General features: G+C 69.4%; 24 protein-coding genes and 1 pseudogene. 14 read left to right on the top strand and 11 right to left on the bottom strand.

What is annotated here, in order from left to right; genetic code table 11:
* The first annotated feature begins 94 nt into the window (after positions 1-94).
* Positions 95-1,510: an aminotransferase-like domain-containing protein gene (locus Aph01nite_RS19550; protein WP_204042358.1), complete on the top strand. Its 1,416-nt coding sequence runs from the start codon at positions 95-97 to the stop codon at positions 1,508-1,510.
* A 160-nt stretch (positions 1,511-1,670) separates the two neighbouring features.
* Here Aph01nite_RS19550 and Aph01nite_RS19540 read toward each other — a convergent pair.
* From Aph01nite_RS19540 to Aph01nite_RS19530, 3 genes and pseudogenes are all read right to left on the bottom strand, one after another.
* Positions 1,671-2,246, bottom strand: a pseudogene (locus Aph01nite_RS19540) (IS3 family transposase); the annotation flags it as partial.
* A 32-nt stretch (positions 2,247-2,278) separates the two neighbouring features.
* A complete protein-coding gene (locus Aph01nite_RS19535; RefSeq protein WP_204042356.1) occupies positions 2,279-3,931 on the bottom strand; it encodes a pentapeptide repeat-containing protein in 1,653 nt (550 codons plus the stop codon).
* Between the two features lie 545 nt (positions 3,932-4,476).
* A complete protein-coding gene (locus tag Aph01nite_RS19530) occupies positions 4,477-5,187 on the bottom strand; it encodes a CTP synthase C-terminal region-related (seleno)protein (RefSeq protein WP_204042355.1) in 711 nt (236 codons plus the stop codon).
* Between the two features lie 77 nt (positions 5,188-5,264).
* Between Aph01nite_RS19530 and Aph01nite_RS19525 the strand changes: the two genes are divergently transcribed.
* Complete coding sequence (locus Aph01nite_RS19525) at positions 5,265-6,107, top strand: LysR family transcriptional regulator (protein ID WP_204042354.1); 843 nt, start codon at positions 5,265-5,267, stop codon at positions 6,105-6,107.
* A 131-nt stretch (positions 6,108-6,238) separates the two neighbouring features.
* The gene (locus tag Aph01nite_RS19520; RefSeq protein ID WP_444978686.1) at positions 6,239-6,625 is read left to right on the top strand and encodes a YxiG-like protein; all 387 of its coding nucleotides are present in this window, start codon (positions 6,239-6,241) and stop codon (positions 6,623-6,625) included.
* A gap of 272 nt (positions 6,626-6,897) precedes the next feature.
* Here the strand turns inward: Aph01nite_RS19520 and Aph01nite_RS19515 are convergent, their stop codons facing one another.
* The 3 genes from Aph01nite_RS19515 to Aph01nite_RS19510 form a co-directional block, all read right to left on the bottom strand.
* The gene (locus tag Aph01nite_RS19515; RefSeq protein ID WP_204042352.1) at positions 6,898-8,208 is read right to left on the bottom strand and encodes a DNRLRE domain-containing protein; all 1,311 of its coding nucleotides are present in this window, start codon (positions 8,206-8,208) and stop codon (positions 6,898-6,900) included.
* A gap of 739 nt (positions 8,209-8,947) precedes the next feature.
* Complete coding sequence (locus Aph01nite_RS42190) at positions 8,948-9,073, bottom strand: hypothetical protein (RefSeq protein ID WP_275419255.1); 126 nt, start codon at positions 9,071-9,073, stop codon at positions 8,948-8,950.
* Between the two features lie 156 nt (positions 9,074-9,229).
* A complete protein-coding gene (locus Aph01nite_RS19510; protein ID WP_204042351.1) occupies positions 9,230-10,687 on the bottom strand; it encodes a class I adenylate-forming enzyme family protein in 1,458 nt (485 codons plus the stop codon).
* Between the two features lie 133 nt (positions 10,688-10,820).
* Here Aph01nite_RS19510 and Aph01nite_RS19505 point away from each other — a divergent pair, with 133 nt between their 5' ends.
* Positions 10,821-11,354, top strand: a complete 534-nt coding sequence (locus Aph01nite_RS19505) for a hypothetical protein (RefSeq protein WP_204042350.1) — start codon at positions 10,821-10,823, stop codon at positions 11,352-11,354.
* A 292-nt stretch (positions 11,355-11,646) separates the two neighbouring features.
* Here Aph01nite_RS19505 and Aph01nite_RS19500 read toward each other — a convergent pair whose 3' ends face one another.
* The 3 genes from Aph01nite_RS19500 to Aph01nite_RS19490 are packed head-to-tail and all read right to left on the bottom strand — an operon-like array spanning position 11,647 to position 14,710.
* Positions 11,647-12,996, bottom strand: coding sequence for a cytochrome P450 (locus Aph01nite_RS19500; protein ID WP_204042349.1), 1,350 nt, complete (start codon positions 12,994-12,996; stop codon positions 11,647-11,649).
* Positions 12,993-13,658 carry a sulfotransferase family protein gene (locus tag Aph01nite_RS19495; RefSeq protein ID WP_204042348.1) on the bottom strand — a complete coding sequence of 222 codons (666 nt, stop codon included), beginning with the start codon at positions 13,656-13,658 and terminating at the stop codon, positions 12,993-12,995. The genes Aph01nite_RS19500 and Aph01nite_RS19495 overlap by 4 nt, the downstream gene beginning before the upstream one ends.
* Positions 13,655-14,710, bottom strand: a complete 1,056-nt coding sequence (locus Aph01nite_RS19490) for an alpha-hydroxy acid oxidase (protein ID WP_204042347.1) — start codon at positions 14,708-14,710, stop codon at positions 13,655-13,657. Before Aph01nite_RS19490 ends, Aph01nite_RS19495 begins: the two co-directional genes overlap by 4 nt.
* A 113-nt stretch (positions 14,711-14,823) precedes the next feature.
* Between Aph01nite_RS19490 and Aph01nite_RS19485 the strand changes: the two genes are divergently transcribed.
* The 8 genes from Aph01nite_RS19485 to Aph01nite_RS19450 all read left to right on the top strand — a co-directional run bounded on the left by Aph01nite_RS19485 (position 14,824) and on the right by Aph01nite_RS19450 (position 20,734).
* Positions 14,824-15,336 (top strand): RNA polymerase sigma factor, encoded by a 513-nt coding sequence (locus Aph01nite_RS19485; RefSeq protein ID WP_204042346.1) that lies wholly within the window; start codon positions 14,824-14,826, stop codon positions 15,334-15,336.
* Positions 15,329-16,018, top strand: a complete 690-nt coding sequence (locus Aph01nite_RS19480; RefSeq protein WP_204042345.1) for a zf-HC2 domain-containing protein — start codon at positions 15,329-15,331, stop codon at positions 16,016-16,018. Before Aph01nite_RS19485 ends, Aph01nite_RS19480 begins: the two co-directional genes overlap by 8 nt.
* 241 nt (positions 16,019-16,259) lie before the next feature.
* Entirely contained in the window at positions 16,260-17,249 is a 990-nt protein-coding gene (locus Aph01nite_RS19475; RefSeq protein ID WP_204042344.1) for a hypothetical protein, read from the top strand.
* Positions 17,250-17,254: 5 nt separating this feature from the next.
* Positions 17,255-18,016, top strand: a complete 762-nt coding sequence (locus tag Aph01nite_RS19470; protein ID WP_204042343.1) for a class I SAM-dependent methyltransferase — start codon at positions 17,255-17,257, stop codon at positions 18,014-18,016.
* A 93-nt stretch (positions 18,017-18,109) separates the two neighbouring features.
* Positions 18,110-19,564, top strand: a complete 1,455-nt coding sequence (locus tag Aph01nite_RS19465; protein WP_204042342.1) for a family 43 glycosylhydrolase — start codon at positions 18,110-18,112, stop codon at positions 19,562-19,564.
* 73 nt (positions 19,565-19,637) lie between these two features.
* Positions 19,638-19,832 (top strand): helix-hairpin-helix domain-containing protein, encoded by a 195-nt coding sequence (locus tag Aph01nite_RS19460; RefSeq protein ID WP_204042341.1) that lies wholly within the window; start codon positions 19,638-19,640, stop codon positions 19,830-19,832.
* A 67-nt stretch (positions 19,833-19,899) separates the two neighbouring features.
* A complete protein-coding gene (locus tag Aph01nite_RS19455; protein WP_204042340.1) occupies positions 19,900-20,271 on the top strand; it encodes a DoxX family protein in 372 nt (123 codons plus the stop codon).
* A 1-nt stretch (position 20,272) separates the two neighbouring features.
* A complete protein-coding gene (locus Aph01nite_RS19450) occupies positions 20,273-20,734 on the top strand; it encodes a MarR family winged helix-turn-helix transcriptional regulator (protein WP_204042339.1) in 462 nt (153 codons plus the stop codon).
* Here the strand turns inward: Aph01nite_RS19450 and Aph01nite_RS19445 are convergent.
* Positions 20,731-22,590, bottom strand: a complete 1,860-nt coding sequence (locus Aph01nite_RS19445) for a DNA/RNA helicase domain-containing protein (protein WP_204042338.1) — start codon at positions 22,588-22,590, stop codon at positions 20,731-20,733. The genes Aph01nite_RS19450 and Aph01nite_RS19445 overlap by 4 nt on opposite strands.
* 140 nt (positions 22,591-22,730) lie before the next feature.
* On the opposite strand from Aph01nite_RS19445, the gene Aph01nite_RS19440 reads away from it, so the two are divergent.
* Both Aph01nite_RS19440 and Aph01nite_RS19435 read left to right on the top strand, forming a co-directional pair.
* Complete coding sequence (locus Aph01nite_RS19440) at positions 22,731-23,318, top strand: phosphoribosylanthranilate isomerase (protein ID WP_204042337.1); 588 nt, start codon at positions 22,731-22,733, stop codon at positions 23,316-23,318.
* A 164-nt stretch (positions 23,319-23,482) separates the two neighbouring features.
* Entirely contained in the window at positions 23,483-24,355 is an 873-nt protein-coding gene (locus Aph01nite_RS19435; RefSeq protein WP_204042336.1) for a hypothetical protein, read from the top strand.
* Between the two features lie 85 nt (positions 24,356-24,440).
* On the opposite strand, the gene Aph01nite_RS19430 is transcribed toward Aph01nite_RS19435, so the two are convergent.
* A partial coding sequence (locus Aph01nite_RS19430; protein ID WP_373872309.1) for a nucleotide pyrophosphohydrolase occupies positions 24,441-24,842 on the bottom strand: 402 nt, incomplete at its 5' end.

Genomic DNA, 24,842 nt, shown 5'->3' with positions numbered 1-24,842 from the left:
TGATGAGGGAGGCGGCCGGTGGGCCCGCACCCGGGACCACCGCTGCCGCCGTCCCTGACCGTGGCGGCCATGCTGTCGTGAACAGGGGGAATGGATGCGCAACCCGCAGGGACTACGTGTTCCGATCCGACTGGACCGAAGCCTGCCCACCCCGCTCCACGACCAGATGGCGGACCAGCTGCGGCAGGCCATCGACTCCGGCCAGCTGGCCGCGGCCACCCGCATGCCGTCCACCCGGACCATGGCCGAGGTGCTCGGGATATCGCGCGGGGTCGCGCTCTCCGCGTACGAGATCCTGTTCGCCGAGGGGTACGTCACCGGCAAACACGGCTCCGGCACGTACGTGGCGACCCGTACCCGCGCCGAGAACGACCGCACGCCCCGGACCGCCCCCTCGGCGCCCGCGCGAGGCCCGGTCGACCTGACCCCGGGCCGGCGCACCGCCGAAGCCTTCCCCATCGCCGCCTGGCGCGCGGCCTGGCGCCGCGCCAGCCACCACGCCCCGCCCGCCGACGAGCCGCCCCTCGCCGGCCTCCTCGAACTCCGCTACGCGATCGCCGCCCTGCTCCGTGACACCCGCGGTCTCGTCCTCGATCACCACGAGATCATCGTCGTCTCCGGGTACGCCGAAGCCCTCCGCCTCGCCCTCCCCGGCGGCGGCGAACGACCGGTCACCGTCGCCCTCGAAGACCCGTCCCCCGCCGGCTTCCGCAACGCGCTGGCCCGGCACGCCACCGTACGTCCTGTGCCCGTGGACGGCGCGGGCGCCCGCGTCGACCTGATCCCGACCGGCTGCGACGCCGTCGTCATCTCCCCCGAACGCAACGACCCCCTCGGGGCCCGCATGTCCATGGAACGCCGCCACGCCCTCTCCGCCTGGGCCGCCGACCACGACGCCCTGATCGTCGAACCCGCCTTCGACGGCGTCTACAACCCGAGCGTCAACCCGCGCCCCAGCGTCCTCGCCTCCGGCGACCCCACCCGCACCCTCATGTACGGCTCGTTCAGCGACATCCTCACCCCGTCCCTGCGCCTGGCCTTCCTCGTCCTCCCCCGCCCCCTGGCGCCGACCATCCGAGCCCGCGTCCCGTACGGCCCCGAACCCCCGTCCGCCATGGCCCAGCAGGTCACCGCCGACCTGCTCCGCTCCGGCTGCGCCACCCGCCGCCTCGACCGCCTCTCCACCCTGTACGCCCAGCGCCGTACCCTCCTCCGCCAGTCCCTCGCCGCCTACCCCGACACCACCCTTCTCGGCTCCCACACCGGCACAACCGCCACCCTGCTCCTCCCACCCTCACTCCCCGCCGCCCACCTCACCCGCACCCTCCACGACCGGGGCGTCATCACCGCCACCCTCGCCGACTACTACCACCCCCACTCCCACCCCAAGAACGGCATCGTCCTCGGCTACGCCCACCTCGACGAAATGACCCTCCGCCGCGCCCTCCGCACCCTCACCACCACCCTCGACACCCACGGCCTCCCCCGCCACACCAGAACCGTCGCCTGACCGGCCGGATATCGGGAACCCTCGCTGTCAGAACGGCAGCTGGGCGCTGGCCAATCGATTGATCGAGACCGAGCGGACCGAGGCGACCATGGCGCGGTGCGAGGGTTACGGGCATGATCTGCCCGCCTCATCATCGGGACATGGTGCCGGAGAAGCTGACCTTTGACAGGCGGGCGCCTTCCAGGCCGAGTTCGCGCATCAGCCGGGCGACCGTGCAACGGGCCACGACGATCCCTTCCCGGTGCAGCTGCCGCCAGACCTTCCGGAATCCACGGACGCCCTAATTGTCCTGATGGACGCGGGCGATCTCCTTCTTCATCTCCTCATCCCGCAGCGCTCGGGCTGAGGGCTCGCGGTGGGAGGCCGCGTAGTAGGTGCTGGTTGCGATCTTCAACCCGTGGCCGGTCAGGACACGGCAGATCGGCTCGACCCCGAACCCTGCTTGAACTCGTCGATGAACGCACGAGCGCTTGTGTGGCCGGTCGAGCTCGGCCGCGAAGAGGGCCGACGCCGCCTTCAGGATCTCATTGGCCCGCTTCAGTTCGGCGTTCTCCGCCCGCAGCCGCTTGATCTCGGCCGCTTCCTGCGACGTCGTTCCCGGGCGCTGCCCGGCGTCCACCTGCGCCTTACGCGCCCAGATCCGAACCGTCTCCGGCGTCTTGACCCCCAGCTTGGCCGCGACCGCCTTCATCGCCGCCCACTCGGTCGAATAGTTCGGACGGACCTCGGCGACCATGCGCACCGCAGATCGAGCTGATTGAGATTCAACTACTCCCGCTGAGGATCTGAAATAGCCTCGCTGGAGTGTTGTGGGGCTTCGCCCTCGGTAGCTGCCGAGTCGGCTTTCTTAAGGACGTCGCTCTGTCCATCTGATGCCTTTTCTACGCGCCACCCAGTTGGCCACACCCGCTTCGCTTCCGACGCCGGAGATACCGCCGCCCCGTCGAGATCGACATTCCTGGATTGCTCATCCTGACTAAACACGGCGTGCCCGGAGAAGGCCGCCCCGCCGAACACGGCACCCTCGGAGAAGGTGGCCTCGTCGAACGTGACGGACTCGGAGAAGGTCACCCCGCCGAACCTGACGGACCTGGAGAAAGTCACCTCGTCGAACCTGGTGGGACCGGAGAAGGTCGCCTTGTCGAACAAGGCGTCCTCGGAGAAGGTCGCTTCGTCGAACGTGGTGTACCCGGAGAAGATCGCCCCGCCGAACACGGCGTACCCCGAGAAGGTCGTCCCGCCGAACCTGGCGTCCTTGGAGAAGGTCGCCCCGTCGAACCCGGCGGACCCGGAAAAGGTCACCTGGTCGAACACGGCGTACCCGGAGAAGGCCGCCCGACCGAACACGGCGGACCTGGAGAAGGCCGCCTGGCCGAACGTGGCGTACCCGGAGAAGATCGCCCCCTCGAACCCGGCGCCCTCGGAGAAGGTCGCCTGGCCGAACCTGGTGTACCCGGAGAAGATCGCCCCTTCGAACCTGGCGGACCCGGAGAACGTCGCTTCGTCGAACACCGCGGACCCGGAGAACGTCGCCTGGTCGAACGTGACGGACTCGGAGAACGTCGCCTGGTCGAACGTGACGGACTCGGAGAAGGTCGTGCCGTCGAACCTGGCGTCCCCGGAGAAGGCCACCATGCCGAACTGGGCGTTGCCAATGCGGCAGGCGGAGAGGTCCAGATCGAGGAGGGTAGCTCCGGTCAGGTCGAGCCGGATGTCGGGCCAGAAGAGCCGTGGTGGCGTAGATGGGCGCTGCCACCAGCGTCGGCGTGCGTTCGATTGCAGATAGTGCAGGTGGGCGCGCAGGATGCGCTGAGCGGAGAGGCGGACCTGCCGCTCCTCCGCGGGATCACGCCATGGCGTATCAGTGGATGGCCGGGTTCGGGCCCGGACGGCGCGGTGCGCTGCCCGGATCTTCGCCTGCCGGTCCTCATGCTCGGGCGGTGGGGTGTAGGGCATGCGGAGATAGGCGCAGATCACGTCCACGATCGTCTGGCGGAGTTGAGGGGTGTCCTGGGCGAGGCGTTCCAGTGCGTGCAGCCCTCCGAGCCGGACAGGGGCCTGGGCATTGCCGAGCTGTTCCACGGCCTTGGTGTACAGCTCGGTGACCCGCCGCTCGGTGGCGTCATGGGTGGTGTGCGCGGTGGCCAGCTCTTGGTGCCGCTGCCGGCGCACCGCCAGCATTAGCGTCACCGCGGCACCGACACCGGCCGCGGCAGCCAGCGCGGTGCGGGCCGCCTCGATGCGGATGGTGGCCTGCTCGGGGGTCAGGGTTGTCAGGTCCCCGAGCAGCCATTGCATGGTGGCCCAGGCGGCAGCACCGATGAGCAGCGCTCCGGGGATGATCCACCACCACATCGAGCGGGGCGGGCGCAGGTCTGGGGGCCGGGCAGGCGGATCGGAGGAGCGGCGGAGTAAGCCCATGTCACCCATTGCACCTCGTGGTGGCCTGCTTTCAGCGGCGAGTACTCAAGCCGTGATCCAGCGACCTCCGGCAGTGTAGATCACGACAGCGCCCCCGCTCTCCGGAGAGATCGGGGGGCGCATCCTGCGGTCGCCGTCCCCGCGGGATCGGCCGGAGCCGCGTTATCGTGGCTGGCCCGAGGGCCTGATAACGAGTCTGTGGATCTACCGCGAGGCCACTACCATCAGCGCCTCGCGGCGGGGCCCGCAGGCGTGTGTGCGCGGCCATCCGGGCAGCAGCTCGGCGCCGCGTTACCCGCGCCCGCTCCCCGACGGACCCGACGCACGTTCCGCGACCTCCACCAGCACCCCCGGCCACATCGCCCTGCGACCAAGGCGAGCCGTCGCACGAACAGGCCGAAGATCAAGCCAACCTGGGCGACGCGGAACTGAGCCGCGTGGACCTGAGCCGCACGGAACTGAGCGTCGCGGCTCGATCAGCCCGGACGATCCACGTACGCACCGAAATGCCGACTCGCCACGCGGAAATAGTGTCGCAGCGGTGGCTAGAGCGGGGCCGGAACTCTCGAGGCGGCCCGCGCCACGGAGGCCGAGGCGAATGCGGTGATGATCGGGTGCGGCCGGGTGCCGTCCCCGGCCAACTCCGGCTGGAAGAGCGTGGCCAGAAAGAACGGGTGACCGGGCAATTCGAGCACTCGCACGGCGCCCGCGCTGTCGCGGCCGGTGAAGCTCAGGCCACCCTCCTCCAGCACGGACACGTAGTCGGGGTTGAGGCCGAAGCTGCAGGAGTACTTCTCCACACTCCTGTCGAAGCCGATGATCTTCTCGACCAGAGAGCCGGGCGTCAACTGGACCTCCTCTTCATGGCCAGCGAGCGAGCACGCCAGCGGCAGCAGCAGGAAGTCGTCGGCGTCCGGATCGTTCTCGGCGTGCGCGACCGGCAGGCCGAGGACGTTACGCGCGTATTCCAGGAGGGTGTGCTGGAAGCCGCCGCAGGTGCCCAGGAACGGGATACCGCGCTCGCGGGCAACCCGGGCGGCGTTCACCGCGCCTGCCTCGCTGCGATACGGGCTGCCGGGCATCATCCAGATGCCGTCGAACCCCTCCAGATCCTGAGCCTCGGTCGTGGGGATCCAATAGCCGTCCAGCGTCAGCCCGTCGCGCCCACGCAGCGCTCCGAAGATCGACGGGATGCGCACATGGGCCTGGACACTCGGGGATCTGTCGCCGATCAGGGCGACTCTGGCGATCGTCATATCCTCACCTTCACCGGAACACCGCGGTAAGCGCCAACGATGATTCTTGCTATCTGGATAAGCGATACTGATGCATCGTGGATCCGCATCTGCTGCGCACGTTCATCACCGTCGTTCATCGGCGGTCCTTCTCCGCCGCGGCCGAGGATCTCGGCTACACCCAGTCGGCGGTCTCGCAGCAGATCGCCGTGCTGGAGGCGGACCTGGGACTGGCTCTGTTGCATCGCCGTCCGGTGACGCTCACCCCGGCGGGGGAACGCCTGCTGGAACACGCCGGTCCGCTGCTGCTACGCCATCGAGCCGTCCGCGCCGACGTCCTGCGTGCCGCTGCCGGCCCGATCGAGCGGCTGACCGTAGCGGCCTCGCCGCTGGCGTGCACTCCGACGATCGCCAGGAGCCTGACGCAGGAGCGGCTGGCGGTGACCCTTCACACGGTCGGACGTGAGAATGTCGCCGAGCAGGTCGCCTCCGGCACTGTCGACCTCGGATTCGTCGACGGGATCGCCGCGCCCAGCGATCCGCTGCGCCTGCCGGACGTGGGACCGCTGACCGCCATCGGCGTGGCCGAGGAGGAGCTGGTGGTGGTCCTGCCCAGCGATCACCCGCTCTCCCGCAGGCGCGGGCTCGCGCTGACCGACCTGGCCGACGCACTGTGGCTGCAGGCCCCTGCCGCCGTGTCGGTGGAGCGGTTGCGCGAAGTGGCGGGTACGGACGGGTTCCGTGTCGGATTCCGCTACGGCGGCGAAGATGTGCACACCCTCCTGAATCTCGCCGCCGCTGGACACGGCCTGACCTTGCTGCCCTCGTCGGTGGCGGTCGGAGTGCCGCTGACCGCGCCGCGCATAGTGCACCGGGTGGAGGTGCTGCACGGTCTCCGTACGCCGGGTCCGGCCCAGGCCGTCACGGGGCGGCTCCGTTAGTCGCCCTACTCGCCACACGCACTGTGCTTGTGATGATGATGGTCGTGGTGATGACCGTCGCCGTGCCCTGATGGGGAGGCGGGTCCAGGCCAAACGGTCCATTGCGCTCTGCCTGAAGATCGAAAAAGCCCATCGCGGCGATCGTAGACCCGCGCAGCGGGATCACACCATCGACGCTGCGCTACCTGTTCCGCTTCTGCGTGCAAGCCGACTGCACCACAACCGTGCCGGCCGGCATCTGGCGAGAGTCCCTCGATGACCGGCTCACCACCTACCGAACCGGCGCCGACCTCGACGGATACGTCTGGGGCGTCAACTGGCAGCTGCTTTATCCCGGAGCCACGCTCGTCACCGACTCGCCGACCGCCCAGAACTGGGCCGCAGCCGTCGGCATCGACTTCCACGAGATCCGGATCCAGACCAACGCCCACGATCTGACCCTGGTCTTCTCCGACCTGCAGATCGAAGAACTCCCGTCCGAATGGCAGATGCCCGACCACAAGTTTCCGATTCAATAGGCGTCGGAGAACGACAAATCATCTAGCCGGAGTGTCACCCGCCTCTCGAGCCTTATGACGGGCCCCGGGCATGCCGGAACCGGGTGAGACGCTCGGCCTCCCGGCGGCGGTCGCACTTTCACCGGTGAGACGATCGAGGAACGCGTACAACGTTTCCGCCCTCAGCACGACCCGGCCGCCGGAGATTCCCGGCGACATCGGCGATCACGCCGTGACCGTGCTGAGGGCCCATCGCGAGCTTCATGTCATCTATACGTCACTCGTCGGTGCATCTACATGTCGATGGTGAGCTTCTGCCAGTCCGACCAGCCCGACTGGAACGGCCCGCCATACGCGCCCACCCGCCAGCGGACCTGCAAGCCGCCGTCGACGAGGCCATCGGGGACGGTCACCACCGCCTGGCCGCCCGAGGGAACGTCCAGGACGGTCTCTTCCCAGATCAGGCCGGTTCCCTGCAACGGCGCGTCCGGATCGTACGCCATCTGGAACACCACCCGCGTCGAGTCGAGGAGCGGATGCGTCACCGTGGCCCGCAGTTCGGGAGTCAGGCTCATGCTCACCGTCGAGTCCTCGCTCTCCCACGACGGGACGACCTGACGGGCGCTGATCTGGGGGACGTGGGCGGCCACAGTGCCGGAGTTCCACGCCGACCAGTCGGAGACCGTGCCCGCCGTCACGTTGTGGGCGCGGACCCGCCAGCGGATACGCCAGCCGTCCTCCAGAAGCCCCACGGGCACGAGCACCGAGGGCCTGCCGAAGCTGGACGCCGGGGCGGAGGTGGCGGTCCAGATCTGCCCGCTGCCCTGACCGGGGGCGTCGGGATCGTGCTCGACCTCGAACTCGGCGGTCAGGCTGCCACCGGCGGGGTCGACCACTTGCGATTGGATACGGGGCGTCAGCCCGGCCACCCAGGTGTTAGCGCCGTCCTCATGACTCGCGATGGACGACGCTCTCGTGTACGGAACGGAGGGCACGTCCATGGTGACCGTGAGAACGGGTATGGCGTCAGCAGGGTTCTCCCATGAGGAGAAGGCCCAGAGGCCGTCGTCGGTGCTCTCGTCCGGGGACTGAAGCACCAGGCCGTGGTTCTCCGCGCCACCAGCCCAGGCGTTGACGATGTCCGTGATCGGCCACTCCACCTGGTCGGGGTAGACCGCGCACTGCGTGGTCACCCCCTTGGTGGCGATCTGGGCGTCCTCGTCGGTCGAATCGGGCTTGTTGTCCCAGTGCAGGAAGTCGCCGGACCAGGGATCGGTGACGCGGCGCACCTGGACGCCCTCCCCGACCACGGGCCCGCAGGCCGGCGCGCCGAGCCCGGTGAGCCGCAGCGTAGCCGACCGGATGACGCCTTCAGGCAGATAGGACATGTCGAACTTCAGATAGCTCCGGGCCGTCAGACCGCGCTTGGTGCCTGAAAGGAGAATCTCGTGGAGCGACGACGCGGGGGAATCCTCGTCGTGCGTGGAGGTGACGTGGATGTCGTCCCTCAGCAGGAGATCCTGCACGACGACGAGCGTCGGCACGTCGGCCGAGGCGGTGGACGGGACGATGGCCAGCCCGACCGCCGTCACGACGGCGGTCATCAGGGACAGGGCCCTCCTCCGCAGGAGGGATGGCACAGACATCATCGAGTTCCTTAAGACGCGGAAATGATCATTGACATCACAGGGACGTTAACAAATCATCCGACAAATCAAAATATTGACATTTTCGAATGCAATTTCAAATGACCGACAAAATCCGTCTATTAATCATGTGGACCGGTCAGCGGTGCACCACTCGCGACCTCGAACCCAACCCAAAGGCCGGGAGCAGCTTGAGCGGGCCGTCCGGCGGTCTGGGTAGGCACCTCCGATAGAGAGAAGCAGACACGCGAATCTCCTGGCGGGCGGCGGGCGGGTTGGCTCGCAATACCCCGTCTGTGGTGTCGCCTGTGCGGCCGATCCAGTTCCCCGGTCTAACCCCTGATGTGCCCCTCTCGTCAGATTGAGCCTCGGAGATGGGAGAAGTTGCTGACGTCGTCGCCGCCGCCGTCGGAAGGCAGCGTGCATGAGAAGCGCCGCGCATCGTCTGGCTCGTACGACGGTCGCCGTGGTCACCGTAGTCGCATCCGTGATCGTGGGAATGCCCGGGAATGCGCAGGCGGCCTCGTGGAGCTTCTCCGATGACATGGAGGTCCGCACTTTCATGCCGCCCCAGTCGCGCTTCACCTTCGACCACGATGGCGGCGCCGGGAAGTTCGTCTCCTCGCCAGGGGACAGCGGAGGAACCCTCCGGCGCGCACAGCCCCTCGTATTATGCCGATCTGTCCTCGGGCGGTCTCTACGGGACGTGGTCCTCGGTGGGCCGGAGCTTGAGGATCACCCCGGTGGCGAACGGGGCCCAAGCCAACTGCCAGTTCTCGGCCTGGACCAGATCGGGCAACCAGTACTTCAACATCGAGGTCATGAGCGGCTCCGCGGCGGGAGTTGGATCTGGCAGCGGATGAGCACGAACCAGTTCACGCCCACGGCGACGACCGTCTTCATCCGCGTGTCCCGAACGCCACGCCGACCCGTCCATCACGCTCCGCGTCTATGCCCAAACTGAACGGTGCCTTAAGGGTCAGGGGTTGAGGAGGGGGAGGAGGGTGGTTAGGGCGTGTTTGTCGGGTTTGCCGGCGGGGGTGGTGGGGACTGAGGTGAGGACGGTGATGGTTTTGGGGGTGTGGGCTTTGCTGAGGGAGGAGGTGACCAGGGAGAGGAGGGCTTCGTTGTCGATGGGGTGGCCGGGGGTGGGGACGACGAAGGCGTGTACGGCTTCGCCGGTGGCGGGATCGGGGGTGCTGGTGACGTACGCGGCGGAGACGGAGGGGTGGGAGGCGAGGACGCGTTCGATGGCGGTGGGGTAGCAGACCTCGGCGTTGACGAGGATGACGTCGCGGCTGCGGCCGGTCAGGCGGAGCAGGCCGTCGGGGCCGAGGTAGCCGATGTCGCGGGTGTGGAGCCAGCCGTCCTGGAGGACCTCCGCGGTCTGGTCGGGGTCGTTCCAGTAGCGGGACATCATGTGCGGGCTGCGTACCCAGATCTGGCCGGGTACGGAGGCGTGGTCCTCGTAGTTGCGGACGCTGAGTTCGACGGTCGGGAGGGGGCGGCCGACGGTGGTGAGGGCGTCGGGGTGGGTGGCGATGTCGGTGGGGGTGAGCATGGAGATGACGCCGCCTTCGGCCTGGCCGTACCCCTGCCAGACGATGGGGCCGAAGCGGTCGATGGCGGCGGCGAGGAGGCCGGGGTCGGCGGGTGAGCCGCCGAGGACGACCGCGCGCAGGGCGCTGAGGTCGGCGGGGCGCTGGTGCAGGGTCGCGAGCAGGACGTGCAGGCGCGGCGGCGGCATCATGGTGGCGGTGACGCGGTGGCGTTCCAGCAGCTCGGGGGTGAGTTCCTCGTTGCTCATGACGACGGTGCCGCCGGCGACGAGGCAGCGGCCGAGGTAGGTCATCATGACGGGGCTGGCGAGACTCTCGTGGATGAGGCAGCGCTGGAAGGCCGTCATGAGCGAGGCCAGCTGCGGCGGCCAGTCGTCGCGCTGGTAGGCGAGGCTGAAGGCCCGGTAGGTCTGGGCGCAGCCCTTGGGCTGGCCGGTGCTGCCGCTGGTGAAGGTCAGCCGGGCGATGTCGTCGGGGCGCGCGCCGGCGGTGAGGGGTCCTGCGGGGTTGGCGCGCAGGGTGGCGGTGTCGAGGACGGGGACGTCCAGATCGCCGGGGCGAGCGCCGGGGTCGACGATGAGGGCGTCGAACTGGTAGCCGAGGGCGTGCGCGATCTGCTTGCCGCTCCAGCGCGGGCGGAAGGCGGCGACCCGGCAGCCGAGGGCGTGCGCGGCCAGGTGGGCGGCGTACGCGTCGGGGTTGGTGGCGGTCATGAGGGCGACGCCGCAGCCGCGGCCGAGCCCGGCGGCGCGCAGTCCCGCGGCCATGCGCGCGACGGTGGTGAGCAGCTCACCGCAGGAGATCTCGCGCCCTCCGTACTCGATGGCGGTACGGTCCGGCGACATCCGCAGCGCGTCAAGAACGGGGGCGGGGAACATCGATCTCCTCCTGGGGTCATTCGGTAGTACGGCGGGGGAAAGTCACGGGATTCAGACCATGTCGAGGAATCTCGCCGCCACCGATTTCCCGTACAACATGGTGAGAAGGTAGGCAATTACCAAGGAGACCTGGATGACAGCGATCCCGATCCGTGGAGGTAGGTGGCAGTCGCTCAACGCGGGTGGTCACCGCACAGCGCTCAATGTCTTCCTGTTCATCGTCATCGCCCACTGGGCCGAACACATCGTCCAAGCCATCCAGATCTGGGGTCTGGGCTGGCCGGTCCCCGAATCGCGCGGCGTTCTCGGGCAGTTCTTCCCGTGGGTCGTCAAGTCCGAGGCGCTGCACTACGGGTACGCGTTGATCATGCTCGTCGGTCTGATCGTGCTTCGCAAGGGGTTCACCGGAACGGCTCGCACGTGGTGGAACATCTCGCTCGGCATCCAGGTCTGGCACCACCTGGAGCACCTGCTTCTGCTCTTCCAGGCGCAGTCGGGCCTCTTCCTGGCCGGCAAGGCCGTGCCCACCAGCATCGCGCAGCTGATCGTGCCCCGGGTGGAGCTGCACCTGTTCTACAACACCCTGGTCTTCATCCCCATGATCGTCGCCATGGTCCTGCACCGCAGGCAGTCCGAGAACGCCGCCTGCACGTGCGCGCCCGCTTGAGCGGGCCGTCCGGGTTCACCGTCGCCGTGTCCACCACGGCGGCGGTGCTCCTGCTGGTGCTGGCGGTCCCGGCGATGGGCCCGGCGCTGCGCGCGGCCCGCGCCGAAGGGGTGCCCGGCACGTTCACCGCGACCTACTCCCGGTGCGTCTCCCACCTCGGCCACGAGGCCTGCTCCTGGTACGGCACGTTCACGGCCGGCGGCGAACGCCGCGACGTCTACCTGTACGGCAGCCCCGCCCTCACCCAGGGCCAGCGCATCCCGGCCGTCGACATCGGCCGCCGCGCGTACGTCTACGGCCCCGGTGGCTCCAACGAGTGGATCGTCACGTCGCTGATGCTGGTCGCGGGAGCCGGACTGCTGCTGCCACTCGCCGCGAAGTGGCGTTCGCACAGGCGCTCCCGCCGGGCGTCCCAGACCATGTAGCTGCCGAGCACGAGCTGCACGAGCCCGCGCCCGACGTCCTCCCAGCGGTCCCTGACCCGGATGAACAGCAGAGCGAGCGCGGAGGGCCTGGCCCCCGCCGGCAGCACGAGGCACGGCCCGCGGTTGGGCAGGGAGCGCGTCTGCGCGGCCGTGCTGTGGAAGGAGTGGCGCCGCGTCAGCTCGGCGACGACCGCGCGCAGGGCGATCGGGGAGAGCCGCCAGGCCGGGCAGGGCCGGTTGGCGGCCATCCCGTACGGAATGTGGTTGGCGTTCTTGGCCGACACGCCTTCCCACCGGCCGGGGTCGAAGTCGCCGGGACGGTCGAAGCCGGCGCGGTGGAAGGCCGGGTAGTTGAAGCAGAGCACGGAGCCCGCGGGCAGCACCGTGCGCTCGTCGACGGCGATGTCGGCGGAGGTGACCCGGTGGGCGACGCCGAACAACGGGTAGAGCCGGAAGGTCTCGTCGATGACGTGGGCCAGTGAAGCCTGCTGGGACTCGGGATGCCGGGCCAGCGCCATCAGGATGTGCGCGGACGCCTCGGACTGCTGCACGACGGCGGTGTTGAAGAACGTGCCCTGCAGGTAGAGGGCCTGCTCGCGGGGGGTGAGGCCGGCGGGGAGCGGATGCCGTACGTCGCCGAGGCGGGTTTCCAGGTAGGCGGTGAGGCGGTGGCGGCGGTCCATGTGGCGCAGGCCGCAGCCCTTGAGCGCGGTGACCACGTCGTCGGCGTTGGCGACGATCAGGTCGCGGGCGTCGGGTGGGCAGCGTTCGGCGAAGACCACCTCGTAGAAGAACTCCGCCCAGAGCGGCATCATCAGGTCGCGGAGGCGTACCCGCCGGGATGGGTGGACGCGGGCGGCGCAGCGTTCGGCGAGGGCGGTGACCTCGGCGGTGGGCAGGGAGAGGAAACGGCGGGTGGCGCGGGCCACCTCGTCGTAGCGTTCGCCGGGTTCCAGGTGCTCCTGGTGGAGGTGGGCGCCGGGCGACAGCCAGTACCAGAACAGGTCGGAGAGGGCGGCGCCGCGGCTGCGCCCGCTGGCGGCGGGGTCGGCGTAGACCTGCCGGAACCGCTCGACGGGCACGAGCGGCCCGGGGATCGGGATGCCCTCCTCGCCGTTGATCCTCGTGAAGATCCACATCCGCAGGCCCACCACCGCCCTCGGCATCCAGTACGGCAGGCTCCCCACCGCCACCAGAAGCCCGGCGAGCAGCATCATCCTTCCCGCGTGGCTTCCGCCATCCGGGCCGCCACCCGCCCCCAGAACCGGTCGGGATCGTTCAGATGCGGGTACGGCTCCACCGGCACCGGCAGCCCGAGGAAGTCGCAGAGCGGCTGCCACCCGTCCCCCGGCTGGATGACCAGCAGCCGCTCGGCCGGCACCTCCCGCAGCACGGCCGCGTTGTGCTCCTCGTAGACGGCGACGGCGTGGTCGCGGTCGGCGAACCTGCCGCCGAAGAAGCCGTCCCAGATCATCCGCCGGTGGAAGGCGGTGAACACGTCGAGTCCGGGCACGACGCGCAGGGCGTGCTGGGCGCGGGGGTCGGCGCCGCTGCCGAACATGGGGTAGATGGTGCGGTTGACGCTGTCGTACCAGCCCTGGGGTTCGCGGACGGTGAGGATGACCTTGGCGTCGGGGAAGGCGGCGAGCAGCTCCCGCCAGTACGCGGCGCCCGGCCAGTCCACACTGGCGCGGTAGCCGTCGAAGACGGCCGTCCAGTCGACCGGCCTGCCCTCGGCGGCGGCTTCCCAGAGGGCGAGCCGGTCGGGGTGGTCGAGCACGTGCCGGCCGTGGAAGCACGGGCCGAGCCCGAGCACTTCCAGGGCGGATTTGAGCGACAACGTCCCGGTCCGGCCGACGCCGGCCCCGATGATCTTCACATGGCTCCTCGGACGACGAGATCACGCGGCACCGACTCGGCCGAGTCGCAGCCGCACAACGTGAGCGCGTTGAGCAGTTCGGTGCGGAGCAGGCCGAGCACCCGGCTGACGCCCTGCTCGCCGTCCGCCGCGAGCCCCCACAGCACCGGCCGGCCGATCGCGGCGGCGCTGGCCCCCAGGGCGAGGGCCTTGACGACGTCGGTGCCGCGCCGGATCCCGCCGTCGAGCAGCAGCGGGATCTCGCCGCCGACCGCGTCCGCGAGCACGGGCAGCCGGTCGACGGCGGCGGGCGTGCCGTCCAGCTGGCGGCCGCCGTGGTTGGACACCAGGATCGCGTCCACGCCGTGGCGCAGCGCGAGGGCGGCGTCGGCCGGGTGGAGCACTCCCTTGAGCACGATCGGCAGGGCGGTGACGCCGCGCAGCCAGTCGATGTGCCGCCAGGAGATCTCCGGCGAGAGCACCACACTCCGGACGTCGCCGCCGGCCTCGCGGAGGTTCTCGCAGCGGATGCCGGGCGGCAGGTCGTGGAAGCCGTTGCGGTCGCCGCGCTCGTTGCGGCCGAGCGCCGGGGAGTCCACGGTGACGACCAGGGCGGCGCAGCCAGCCGCCTCGGCCCGGCGTACGAGCGCCTCGGTGAAGCCCAGGTCGGGCTGGAGGTAGAGCTGGAACCAGAGGGCGGGGTCGTCGGCGACCTTGCGGGCCTCGGCGGCCATGTCCTCGACGGCCACGGTGGCCAGCATCGCGGCGATCATGATGACCCCCGCCTCGGCCGCCGCCCTGGCGCTGGCCCGTTCCCCCTCGGGATGGGCGAGCCGGTGGAACGCGGTGGGCGACACCATGATCGGCATGGAGGCCTGACTGCCGAGCACGGTATGACCGAGACGGGGGGGCTTGTGACCACGCAGGACTCGGGGCACCAGGGCGAGACGCCGGAACGCCTCCTCGTTGGCCCGTACGGTGACCTCGTCCTGCGCGCCCGAAGCGAAATAGTCGTAATAGACGGGATCGAGTACGGCTTTCGCCGCGCCCTCGAAGTCCCGGACATTCACCATGGCCTCCACGCCCGGTTATACGGTGAAAAATCGTCAGAAGATTCACTGAACCAACGGCGTCCGCGATTCGTCGTAGACGTGTGGCGCTGTCGGATGAATCTCTCGTCGCGGGGATGGCTTCGGGCGACGCGGAGGCCGCCGCGGCCTTCGTCCGGAGGTTTCAGGCACGGGTCTTCGGACTCGCGCTGAGCGTGGTCGGGGACACCGGCCTGGCCGAGGAGGTGGCCCAGGAGGCGTTCGTCCGCGTCTGGCGGCATGCCGCCACCTACGACCCCCGCCGGGGCCGGGTGGCCACCTGGCTGCTGACGATCACCCGCAACCTGGCGGTGGACGCCATCCGGCTGAACCACAAACACCGGTCCGACCCGGAGTCGCTGCTGCGGGCGATGTACGCCGCCCCGGCGGAGGATCCGTTCGAGACCGGGCCGTACGGATCCGACCAGCTCCGCGCGGGTCTGCGGGCGCTGCCCTTGGAACAGAGCCGCCCCATCGTGATGTCAGTATTTTACGGACTTACCGCCAAAGAGATCGCCGACCGGGAGGGCATTCCGCTGGGCACGGTCAAGACCCGGATCAGGCGTGGACTGGCCAGACTGAGGCAGGAACTGGGGGTGACCGATGACTGAGACACCGGAATGCGCGGCCGTCCGGGAGCTGATTCCCGAACTCGCGGCCGGGGTGGCCGCGGGCGACGAGCGGGCCCGCGCGCTCAGGCATGTGGCCACCTGCACCGACTGCAACCGCGAACTGGACGCCGCCGCGTTCGTGGTGGACGAACTGCTGCCGCTGGCGCCGGCGGTGGAGCCGCCGCCGGGTTTCGAGGTCGGCGTGCTGGCCGCGCTGAACCCGCCGCGGCGGCGGTGGCCGAGGCTGCTGCGGCTGGCGGCGGCGATCCTGGTGGCGATGGCGCTCGGCGGGGTCGGGGTGTGGCAGGCCACGGCCGACGACCGCCGGGTGGCCGACAGCTACCGCCGCACCCTGGAGGCGGCCAACGGCCGGTACATGACGGCCAAGACGTTCACCGCCCCGGACGGCAGCACCGCCGGCCGCATCTTCGCCTACCAGGGCGCACCCTCGTGGATCTTCATCACGGTGAAGTACGGGACGACCGCCGGGCCGTACACGGTCAGGCTGAGCACCAGGGACGGCGGGTTCCAGACGCTGGGGACGATCACCGTGCAGTCGGGGTCGGGCGCGTGGGGACGCATGATCGACGTGCCGGTCTCGCGAATCGCCCAGGTGAGCCTGACCGGCGCGGACGACATGCCCTGCCTGAGCGCCGACTTCGGCCCGCCACGCTCCACCTGACGGTGAGGCGCTCCGCGACGGCTCCGACGCCCGGCGTCACCGCCGGTCACGGTCAGGTTGACCGCTGGTCGCAAATCACCCGAACGCGCGGTGAGTCGTCTACCGTGACCATCAGCGGCACGTCCGGCCTCCCCGCTTCCTCCGCCACCACCACTCTCGGCCTCCGCATCACCGATCCGGTGTCGTGAGCCGTCGGCGACCCGGCCGTCCGCCGCGGCCGGTCGTCGAAAGGACCAACTGCATGCCAGACATCGACACTCGGCTCCTGGCCTCGGCCAGGCTGCTGCGGCCGGTGGATCCGGGTCTGCGGGACTGCTGGAACCACGTGGTCCGCGCCATCGAGCTGGGCTGGCTGGGCCCGGCCGAGGTGCACGAGGTGGTCGTCCGGCTGCGCGCCGGGCATGACATCGGCTTCCAGGACCTCTCCTTCGACCGGCTGGGCAACAGGGTCAGGGTCAGCCTGCACGGCCAGGAGGGCTGGTGCGCGCCCGAGGACCTGCGCGGGCTCCTGGTGGGCCTGGTGGCGGGCCGGTCGCGGCCGGACTTCGCCTCGGCGCCGATCGCGTGGGCGCACACGGGGGACGGCGAGTTCCCCTACCGGGCGGACGTCGGCGGCGACGCGCTGACGCTGCGGGTGAACGACTTCCCGGCGGAACCGCTCTACACGCTGATCGTGAACGGGCACGAACACCTCGACCTGGACGACTGGCCGCGGTCGTGGGTGCGCCCGCCGATGCCGCGCCAGCTGCTGGAACTGGCCGAGGCCCGCGTACGGCGGCGGGCGGAAGTCCCGCTGGACGCGGGGCTGCTCCAGGCGTGGGCGCAGGCGCTCTGCCGGCTGAGCACGGACGATCCCGCGCTGGTGGCACGCTCGCTCGGCCTGCTGGGCGAACTGGTGCCGCGCCGGGGCGAGTTCGCCGTGGAGCCGCCGCCGCCCGGCGTGGCCGAACTCCTCATCAGCAGCCGGGCCGGCCGGTTCAAGTACGTGAAGGTCCAGCCGTCCTCGACCGCGCTGATCCGGGCCGACCTGGACGCGCTGCTGGGGATCGGGTTCGTGCCGCCCCGGGTGCACTGGGACAGCCCGCACACCCGGGTGTACCGGGTCGCGGTGGCGGACGCGCCGTACAGCTGCGACGTGACGGCCGAGTTCTACTTCAGCGAGGAGCCGAAGGCGACGGCGACCGTCCTGGAGGTCAGCCTCCACCGGATGCCCGCGCATCCGGCATCATGATCGGCGTGGAGCTCAACGAGGCGTACTTCGACCAGCGCGCCGGCACGTACGCCAAGCTGACCTGGCACGTCTGGTACGCGGAGCGGCTGGTGGAGTTGGCGGAGCTGCCGCCGGGGGCCTCGGTGCTGGACGCCGCGACGGGGACCGGGCTGGCCGCGCTGGCCGCCGCGCGGGCGGTCGGGCCGTCCGGCGGGGTCGTCGGGGTGGACATCTCGTCGGGCATGCTCCGGGAGGCGGAAGCGCTGCTGGCGGAGTCGGGACTGGACAACGTCCGCTACCAGAAGGCAGACGTGACCGTTCTGCCGGAGTTCGCTCCCGAGTCGTTCGATGTCGTGCTGTGCTCGTCGAGCGTGCTCTACCTGGACGCCGCGCCCGCGCTGGCGGCCTGGCATCGGGTGCTCAGGCCGGGGGGAACGCTGGCCTATTCGGCCATGCGGGAGGGTTTCCCGGTCGCGATGCGGGTCTTCCGGGAGTGCGCGGCCGAGGCGGGCGTGCCGATTCCGGATCCGATGGCGCAGCTGGGCAGTGAGCGCGCCAGCCGGGACGCGTGCGAACGGGCCGGGTTCCGGGTCGAGCGGATCGCGGTCGACGTGGTGCGCCGGCCACCGCTGCCGGGGGACGAGCTGTGGCGGCAGGCCGTGGGCAATCCGCTCCATCCGGAGGTGCCTGCGGCGGCGGAGGCGCGTTATCTGGCCCGGATGGCCGAACTGGGCGATGATCCGGGCATCTGCGACATGCCTGTTCTGTTCGTCATCGCCCGCAAGTGATATTGACAGGCCGGTGTTGGCGACCGACCATCCCAGGAAAACGACGGAGCACTTTTCCGGCGCGAAATGTTAGCGCTAACACAAGGAGGAGTCGTGGTCCGAAGATCCCTGGTACTGCTGGCCGTGCTGCTGCTCGGGCTGATGCCCGGGTTGCCGGCGTCGGCGGCCACGTCGTACAGCAATCCCATCAAGGCCCAGAAGGGGGCCGATCCCTGGCTGCGCTACTACAATGGCAACTACTACCTGATCACCACCTCGTTCACGAACACGCTCGTGATCCGGAAATCTCCGACTTTGGGAGGTCTCGCGACGGCGCCGAGCGTGCAGGTGTGGCAGGACACCACGGCGTCCCGGGGCACCAACATGTGGGCGCCGGAGCTCCACCTGTTCAACAACCGCTGGTACCTGTACTACTCGGCCGGGGCGGTCGGCGCGACCTGCTGTGACAGCCAGCGCACGCACGTGCTGGAGAGCGCGGGGAGCGATCCGCTCGGGCCGTACACGTACCGGAACATGCTGACCGGGTCGAACCTCGGGATCGGGGGTTGGCTCATCGACGCCAGCCCGATGCAGCTCAACGGGTCGCTCTACCTGCTCGGCAGCGGGTTCGTGAACGGCAGCACGCAGAGCCTGGTGATCGCGCCGATGAGCAATCCGTACACGGTCAGCGGGAGCACCTTCAGCCTGATCTCCAGCCCGACCTACAGCTGGGAGACCCAGGGCGGCACGGTCAACGAAGGCCCCGAGGCGCTGCAACGCAACGGGCAGACGTTCGTCATCTACTCCGCCAGCGCCTGCTGGGGGCCCAACTACCGGCTCGGGCAGCTCACATTCAACGGGGGGAACCCGCTCAGCGCCTCCTCCTGGGTGAAGAAGTCCACCCCGGTCTTCCAGCAGTCCGGCAGCGTGTACGGCCCCGGCCACAACGGCTTCTTCACCTCCCCCAACGGCGCCGAGAACTGGATCGTCTACCACGCCAACAGCTCCTCCTCCGGCGGGTGCGACAACGGGCGTACCACGCGCGCCCAGCGGTTCACCTGGAACTCCGACGGCAGCCCGAACTTCGGCACACCGGTCGCGACCGGGGTCTCTCTGGCGGCTCCGGCGGGTGAGACGGCCGGCACGCCCAGCGCGTACACACTGGTCAACCGGAACAGCGGGAAGTGCCTGGAGGTCAGCGGCTCGTCCGGCGCCGACGGCGCGAACGTGCAGCAGTGGACCTGCACCGGCGGCAACAACCAGCGCTGGCGGATCGAGGACCAGGCCGACGACACGAGCAGGCTCGTCAACGTGGCCAGCGGCAAGGTCCTGGACGTGGCCAACTGCGCCTCCGCCGACGGCACCGACATCCGGCAGTGGGCCTGGCTCAACAACACCTGCCAGCGGTTCCGGCTGATCCACACCACGGGCGGCTTCGTCCGGCTGCACAACGCGGCGACCGGCAAGGTGGCCGACGTCGCCAACTGCGGCACCGGCGACGGCGCCGACGTCCGCCTGTGGACGTGGCTGAACAACAACTGCCAGCAGTGGTCCCTCAACCCGGTCTGACCGGAGCGTCCTGACCTCGCTCCGGCCCGCCGTCACCCGCCCTGTCCGCGGCAGGGCGGGTACGGTGATCCGCATGGGCACCCCGTTCCCGAAGACGAGCCGCCCGGCGCAGAGCGCGCTGGACGCCGCCGGTTACACGCACCTTGAGCAGCTCGCCGACGTCAGCGAGGCCGACCTGCTGCGGCTGCACGGCATGGGCCCGAAGGCCGTGGGAATCCTGCGCGAGGCCCTCCAGCAGAAGGGCCTCTCCTTCCGCAACGCCAGCTGACTCCAGGAACTTGATGCTTCAATCACTTAGCCGATAACTTGAAGCATCAAGTTTTCTAGGAGTGTATGTGAACGTGTTCCTCTGGGTCCTCCAGGGCCTGCTCGCCGTCATCTTCGCCGGCGCCGGCGTCACCAAGACCACTCAGCCCAAAGAGAAGCTCAAACCGATGATGCCGTGGACCGAGGACTTCTCGGCCGGCCAGATCAAGACCATCGGCGCCCTCGAACTCCTGGCCGGGATCGGGCTGATCCTGCCCGCCCTCACCGGCATCCTGCCGATCCTCACGCCCCTCGCCGCCGCCGGCCTCGCCATCATCATGCTCGGCGCCGTGCTCACCCACGTGCGCCGCAAGGAGACCCCGGCCATCGCCGTCACCCTGGTCCTGTTCGCTCTCGCGGCCGTCGTCGCGTGGGGGAGGTTCGGTCCGTACGCTTTCTAGTGTGGAACCACGGGGTGGATGGCTGGACGACACCGAACAGCGGGCATGGCAGGGCCTCCTCGCCTTCGCCATGCTCGCGCTCCCCGAACTAGAGCGCGCCCAACGCCGCCACGGCCTCGTCCACATCGAGTACGGCCTGCTCGCCGCCCTCAGCGAACGCGCCTACCGCCTCAGCGACCTCGCCTCGATGCTCAACATGTCGCAGAGCCGCCTCAGCCACCGCATGAACAAACTCCGCGACCACGGCTGGGTCTCCGTCAGCCAATGCCCCGACGACGGCCGCGTCACCATCGCCGAGATCACCCCCAGCGGCCGCACCCTCGTCGAGAAGATCGCCCCCGAACACGTCGAAGACGTCCGCCGCCTCATCTTCGACAACCTCGACCCCGCCCAGACCCGCGCCCTCGCCGACGCCCTCACCTCAGTGATGTCCGGCCTCCGCATGTGCACGGGCCAGAGCTAGGCGGCGACGATCCCCGCCAGGTGCTCCCGCAGGCCGGGATCGACCGCGTAGATCAGTGTCCCGCGCATGCCCCTGGTCAGCAGGACCTTGTAGACGTTGCGGACAAGCCGGTCGAACTCCTCGTCGGAGACGGATCGGCGGCTCTTGAAGGCCGGGTCCCGGTTGGCCTCGCGCACCGTGGCCAGCCGCCCGTCCCGGACGGTCAGGTCCGGTCCGAGGATGACGCCGTTCCAGTCGTACTCGAAGCCCTGGGCGGTGTAGACGCAGCCCACCTGGGCGAATCCCCCGGGTTCGCTGGCCCACAGCATGCTGGGCGGCGCGTCACCCACGGCGCGGTCCTTCTTGACGTTCCACGGGCGGGCCCAGTCGCCGATCACCACGTCGTCCACGAGGGTGTCGTGCGGGGTCGGGTCGCTCCACGGCCAGCAGAATCCGGCGGTCATCCTGGCCGTGCCGTGCCTGGCGCGAAGCGCGGCTTCGAGTTCGTGCGGCGAGCCGGCTAAGCGCACCTCGAAATCCTCGTCGCCGTCCCAGGCGAAGGGCTGCGCTTCGGTCAGGCCGAGAAAGCTCAGCACCCAGCGTTCGTACTTCCGGCTGCCGCCGCACCGGAACTGCTCGTCCAGGGAGACGCGGTGCACGTCGTAGCCTCTGGCCCGGGCGCCGGTCTCGATGCGCTCCACGGTGCCGACTTCGCCGGGCCGTACGACCTGGTGCTGGTCGAGCAGGAAGACGGGCACGCGCGCCGCGGACAGCAGTTCGTCGAGCTGGCTGCGGCCGGTGCGTTTCGCGGCGGGAGTGAAGCGGTTGGTGGACGTCTCGCGGATCCGGTGGGCCTCGTCGCAGATCAGCACGGCCAGGTCGTTCGGGTCGGCGTCGACGAAACTGTTGAAGTAGGTGAACAGGTTCTTGATGCGGGTGCTGCCCCGGCCGGGATAACGCCGCAGGGTCTGGGTGAAGGACTGGGAGCCGGTGGCGTACAAAGCGGCGCGGCCCTGGCGGAACAGTTCGCCCAGCAGGGAGAGGGCGATGACGCTCTTCCCACTGCCCGGGCCACCGGTCACCAGGACGACCTGTTTGGTGTCGGCCCTGCGGGCGTCGGTCACCGCGCGCATCACCATTTCGAAGGCCACCTGCTGCTCGTCCAGCAGCGTGAACTGCTCCCGCTCGCGGATCTCCCTCGCCGCGTACGCCATGAGCTGCTTGCTCGGCGCCACGACGCTTTTCAGCAGCCGATCCGCGGCGGCCGCACCGGAATCGCCGGAGAGCCGTCCGCCCAGGTAGCGGAGGAAATCGCCCCGCCGTTGTTTCGTGAACAGCCGGCTTCTCTCGTCACGGACCTGGTCGGCCAGACCGTCCACGTCCATGTCCATCGCGTTGTGCAGGTAGGCCACACCGTGCACGGCATCGGGTTCGTCCTTGAAGACGCCCAGGAAGTCCCGCATGTATTCGCAGTAGCGGCGGACCTGCTCGGCCGGATTGAGCGTCTCACCACCCGGGTGACCCTCCACGACGACCAGGTGCTCACCCAGTTCGGACGGCTCGGCCCGGCTCCACTGCTTGAGTTCGACCACCACGTAGGAATCCGCGCCCGTACGCGGATGCACACCCGCGAGGACGACGTCCGCGCGCCTGCTCGTCAGCGGAAGTTTGTACTCGACCAGCATCTCGACCCCGTCCAGGCCGGCGTCGGCCAGGTCCCGGGCCAGCGCGGGCAGGCTCCGCTGCCAGGATCTGATCTCCGCCGGGGACGGCCCGCGCCCGGTGGCCGTACGCACGTGTTCCGCGATCACCGCCGCCAGCGCGACCTCGTTCGGGGAGGCGAGCAGGTTCCCAACCGACAGCCGCAACGCCGTCACGGACTTCCCCCAGGCAGCACGAGAAGACTCGTGCGGGTGGGGGCTTATCCGGAGTTGGTACGCGGAAGCCCGTCGGGCCGCATCACATGGTCAGCTAGAGGTTAGCGGGCGGGGTTTCCGGGTGGATAGTCTCTTCGTTCGTGTACGTGAAGATCTGTGGGTTGCGGGAAGCCGGGCAGGTGGACGCCGCCGTGGAGGCGGGCGCCGACGCGGTCGGGTTCGTGCTGACGGCCAGCAAACGGCAGGTCACGCCGCACGAGGCCCGGGTGCTCGGGGAGGCGGTTCCGCCGGGGGTGCTGACGGTCGCGGTGTTCGCGGGTGAGGCGCCGGAGGTCGTACGGGCGATGGCGGCCGAGGCCGGGGTGCGGGCCGTGCAGCTGCATGGGGATCATCCGCACGGCGACTTTCTGGCGCTGGCGGACCTGGGGGTCACGCTGGTGCGGGCGGTGGCTTCGCATGCGAATCTGCGGTGCGGGGCGTACGGGGAGGAGTTGCTGATCGTGGACGCGCCCAAGCCCGGGTCCGGGGAGCCGTGGGACTGGTCGGGGGTGCGGGGGCGGCCGTCCGGCAAATGGATGCTCGCCGGAGGACTCGACGCCGGGAACGTCCGCCGGGCGATTACCGAAGCTCAGCCCTGGGGTGTGGACGTGTCCAGCGGCGTCGAACGCGACGGCAGGAAGGACCCGGATCTCATCCGGGAATTCGTCGCGGCGGCTCGCGGCGGCTGAAATTCGTTTGTGCGCGACGCGGGACGGGCGCTTCCATGGGATCACCCGTGTGATCCATGGAAGGAACGTGGGCCGCGCTCCCTTGGATCACCTTTCCCAGATCCGTGGAGGAACGTGAGCCGCGCGCTTCCTTGGGTCACCTTTTCACAGATCCATGGAGGAACGTGAGCCGCAAACAGCTGCGACCGTCCAACGCCCGCCACATCGACGACCGCCTCAAACTCCACCTGCGCACTTCTCGCGCCGACGGCCGCGAATTCCACGTGATAACGCCCCGGCCGGGCGTACGCGCCAGATTCTCCACGAACTACTACCACCAGACCTGGCACATCCTCTCCGACCCCCACGGCGCCCATCTCCTGGCCCGCCTCCTCTGGGGCCTCTCCTACCAGCGCCACCCCGACACGCTGATCGTCATCGGCCACCCCCACCTCGACCCCAACCCCTTCGACGCGGAACCCCCCGCCCCCATCGCCCTCGTCCCCGCCGACCTCACCCACCTCCTCCACAAAACCGCCCATCGCGTACGGCAAAGCCTGGCCGCACCGGGAGAGCCGCGCGGCACGGTGCGCTGGCACACGTGGGGCCTGGACGCCGAGGTCGCCCGCTATCACGCGATGCGCGCCGACCGCACCTGGTGGCGGGAGTATCACCCCAGCCCCGACGGGCGGGGAGGCGAGGTCGACATGATCGGCGGCATGCTCACCTTCCGCGGCACCCCGAGCCTCCTCCGGAACTGGGCGCTACTCGTGGCGACAATGCGCGACGACGTCTACTACGGGATGTCCTACACCGAAATCGACCACCCCGACTACGAACTCTGCCGCTCCAACGGAGAGGTCCAGACGTTCACCGACTACCACCGCCGGGTCTCCACCGCCAAAGTCTCCCGCCGCGAAACCCTGACCACCCACCCCACCCCAAACGACCCAGCCACCCTCCGCCCCCTCATCTGGACCCACAACGAAACCGTCGAAACCCGCCGCAACCGCCCTGCCACCAACCACACCAAACCCGCCCTGCCAAACCCAGCCTGACCTAACCTGACCTGGTCTTGCGCTACCGCCAACTGCCACGGTGGCTGCGCATCATCTCCCGCCCGCAAGCGTGCACGGAGCCAGGTCAGATTTGGGGGTGAGCGGGTGGGGCCTTTCTGGCCGACCCTCGGTAGTTGGCGGGATCGTAACGGCGGTTGTTCTCTTCCAGCTTGGTGGTGGCGACTTCGATCAGGTCAATGGACAGAACGTCGGCCAGACGGAGTAGGTACAGGGTCACATCGGCGATTTCCGCACGAATTCTCGCCAGCGTTTCAGGATCCGGATTCTGGGACTCAGCAGCAGTCAGCCACTGAAATTCGGCGAGAAGCTCACCCGCCTCTCCGGCAAGGGCCATCGCAAGATTCTTGGGCGTGTGAAACTGCTCCCACTCCCGTACACGCACGAATTCCCGCAGCCGCGCGGAAAGCTCACCCAGGTCATCAGTCATGTCTGGCGACCTTACTGCCGCACCGAAGTACGGCGGGCC

Source organism: Acrocarpospora phusangensis (assembly GCF_016862995.1).
GTDB lineage: Bacteria > Actinomycetota > Actinomycetes > Streptosporangiales > Streptosporangiaceae > Acrocarpospora > Acrocarpospora phusangensis.
The sequence above is the reverse complement of the archived record's forward strand: the minus strand, read 5'-3'. Positions and strand labels throughout refer to the sequence as shown.

What these genes read in the sequence shown, in the direction of transcription:
- Aph01nite_RS19480 (WP_204042345.1), top strand. Translation starts at nt 15,329, where the DNA reads ATGACTGAGACACCGGAATGCGCGGCCGTCCGGGAGCTGATTCCCGAA.
- Aph01nite_RS19500 (WP_204042349.1), bottom strand. Translation starts at nt 12,996, where the DNA reads ATGATGCTGCTCGCCGGGCTTCTGGTGGCGGTGGGGAGCCTGCCGTAC.
- Aph01nite_RS19530 (WP_204042355.1), bottom strand. Translation starts at nt 5,187, where the DNA reads ATGACGATCGCCAGAGTCGCCCTGATCGGCGACAGATCCCCGAGTGTC.
- Aph01nite_RS19550 (WP_204042358.1), top strand. Translation starts at nt 95, where the DNA reads ATGCGCAACCCGCAGGGACTACGTGTTCCGATCCGACTGGACCGAAGC.
- Aph01nite_RS19460 (WP_204042341.1), top strand. Translation starts at nt 19,638, where the DNA reads ATGGGCACCCCGTTCCCGAAGACGAGCCGCCCGGCGCAGAGCGCGCTG.
- Aph01nite_RS19475 (WP_204042344.1), top strand. Translation starts at nt 16,260, where the DNA reads ATGCCAGACATCGACACTCGGCTCCTGGCCTCGGCCAGGCTGCTGCGG.
- Aph01nite_RS42190 (WP_275419255.1), bottom strand. Translation starts at nt 9,073, where the DNA reads ATGACCTCGATGTTGAAGTACTGGTTGCCCGATCTGGTCCAGGCCGAG.
- Aph01nite_RS19490 (WP_204042347.1), bottom strand. Translation starts at nt 14,710, where the DNA reads ATGGTGAATGTCCGGGACTTCGAGGGCGCGGCGAAAGCCGTACTCGAT.
- Aph01nite_RS19535 (WP_204042356.1), bottom strand. Translation starts at nt 3,931, where the DNA reads ATGGGCTTACTCCGCCGCTCCTCCGATCCGCCTGCCCGGCCCCCAGAC.
- Aph01nite_RS19510 (WP_204042351.1), bottom strand. Translation starts at nt 10,687, where the DNA reads ATGTTCCCCGCCCCCGTTCTTGACGCGCTGCGGATGTCGCCGGACCGT.
- Aph01nite_RS19515 (WP_204042352.1), bottom strand. Translation starts at nt 8,208, where the DNA reads ATGACCGCCGTCGTGACGGCGGTCGGGCTGGCCATCGTCCCGTCCACC.
- Aph01nite_RS19505 (WP_204042350.1), top strand. Translation starts at nt 10,821, where the DNA reads ATGACAGCGATCCCGATCCGTGGAGGTAGGTGGCAGTCGCTCAACGCG.
- Aph01nite_RS19485 (WP_204042346.1), top strand. Translation starts at nt 14,824, where the DNA reads ATGGCTTCGGGCGACGCGGAGGCCGCCGCGGCCTTCGTCCGGAGGTTT.